The following is a 1,791-nucleotide window of genomic DNA, read 5'->3' on the forward strand; positions in this document are numbered from 1 at the left end:
CGCTTTTCCGCCCGGGGATCTTTGTCGGCACGGCGCGGGCGGTGCGGGGGGAGTCCAGGATCCTGAAACTTCTCCACGTCGCTCTGACCAGCCGTAGCAACGGTGCCCGAGGTGCTCGGACTGCCGTGACTATGGTCTGCCATGATCCCTCTCATCCTTCTCTAAATAGTTCAAAAACATATATGACTGTTGACGCTTCTGCGGCGGCCGCTATGGGCCGCCGGAAGCGAGGGGTTAGGACGACCGCTGGGTCAGCCAGATGGTGAACGCAATGACGACACCCAAACCGGCAGTCCACATCAGCAGACCCTCGGACACCGGACCGAGCGAGCCGAGCGAGAAGCCGCCCGGGGTGCCCTGCTCTTCGATGGTCTTCAGGAAGGCGATGACATCGCGCTTCTCCTCGGGGGAGATGTTCGCGTCGCTGAACACCGGCATGTTCTGCGGGCCGGTGGCCATGGCTTCGTAGATGTGTGCTTCGCTGACGCCGGCCAGGGCGGGAGCGAACTTGCCGCGCGTCAAAGCGCCGCCGGCTGCGGAAGCGTTGTGGCACATGGCGCAGTTGACCCGGAAGATTTCACCGCCGACGGCGGGATCTCCCTTGGAGACGTCGAGGAGGTCTTCCTCGGGGATGGCCGGGCCGGCGCCCAAGGAGGCCACGTACGCTGCCAGCTGGCGCGTCTGCTCTTCGGAGAACTGGTTCGGCTTCTGCAGTGCCTGAGGGCCGGACATCTGCATGGGCATGCGGCCGGTTCCCACCTGGAAGTCGACAGCGGCGGCGCCGACGCCAATCAGGGCCGGGCCGGCCTGATTGCCATGGGCACCCTTCGGGGCCCCGACAGCACCAATTCCGTGACAAGTTGCGCAGTTGGCCACGAAGAGCTTTTCGCCCTCTTCGATGTCCTGCGCGGAAAAATTGGTGGTCTGGGCCTTGGCCTCGTTGACATTGCCGGCAACGGCGTACAAGCCGCCGGTGACCAGCAATCCCAAGAGCAACAGGGCAACGGCCGCCAGGGGGTGTCGTCGCCTCTGGGAGAGTGCCTTCACTTGATGGTTCCTAACTCTGCGGTGCGTGTGCGTAGATGTTCGGCCGGTGCGGCCCTGCAGCCAGATGCAGGCTCTGGCCGCCTACTTCAGGAAGTAGATGATGATGAAGAGAGCGATCCACACGACGTCGACGAAGTGCCAGTAGTACGACGTGACGATGGCGGACGTGGCTTCGAAATGACCGAACTTCTTAGCAACATAGGCGCGGCCGATGATCAGCAGGAAAGCAATGAGCCCGCCCGTGACGTGAAGGCCGTGGAAGCCGGTGGTGATGTAGAACGCTGACCCGTAGGCGTTGGAGGACAGCGACACACCCTCGGAGACGAGCATGGCGTACTCATAGGCCTGGACGGAGACGAAAATGGCGCCGAGGAAGAACGTCAACAGGAACCACTCGACCATGCCCCACTTGGCGACATTGAGGAGGCCACCGGTACGGCGGGCCTGCAGTCGCTCTGCGGCGAAGACGCCGTACTGGCAGGTAAAGGAGCTGGACACCAGGACAATGGTGTTGGCCAGCGCGAATGGAACGTTCAACTTTTCGGTTTCAATCGCCCACATCTCGCCGGAAGTGGCGCGGAGGGTGAAGTACATGGCGAAAAGACCGGCAAAGAACATCAGCTCGCTGGAGAGCCACACAACGGTTCCGACAGAAACCAGATTGGGGCGGTTCAGCGTTGGATGCGCCGGGGTACTGGGGGCGTGGGTTGCAGTTGTCACAAGGCCATTATGTCTATAAATCCG

General features: G+C 62.1%; 2 protein-coding genes and 1 pseudogene. All 3 read right to left on the minus strand.

What is annotated here, in order from left to right; genetic code table 11:
• Positions 1 to 143 (minus strand): annotated as a pseudogene (locus AC5RWT_RS37000) (cytochrome bc1 complex Rieske iron-sulfur subunit); the annotation flags it as partial.
• Between the two features lie 91 nt (positions 144 to 234).
• Entirely contained in the window at positions 235 to 1,047 is an 813-nt protein-coding gene (gene qcrC / locus AC5RWT_RS37005; RefSeq protein WP_494043755.1) for a cytochrome bc1 complex diheme cytochrome c subunit, read from the minus strand.
• An 81-nt stretch (positions 1,048 to 1,128) separates the two neighbouring features.
• Positions 1,129 to 1,767, minus strand: a complete 639-nt coding sequence (gene ctaE / locus AC5RWT_RS37010; RefSeq protein ID WP_494043756.1) for an aa3-type cytochrome oxidase subunit III — start codon at positions 1,765 to 1,767, stop codon at positions 1,129 to 1,131.
• Positions 1,768 to 1,791: the final 24 nt, after the last annotated feature.

This window comes from Arthrobacter sp. Dra40 (genome assembly GCF_059091905.1).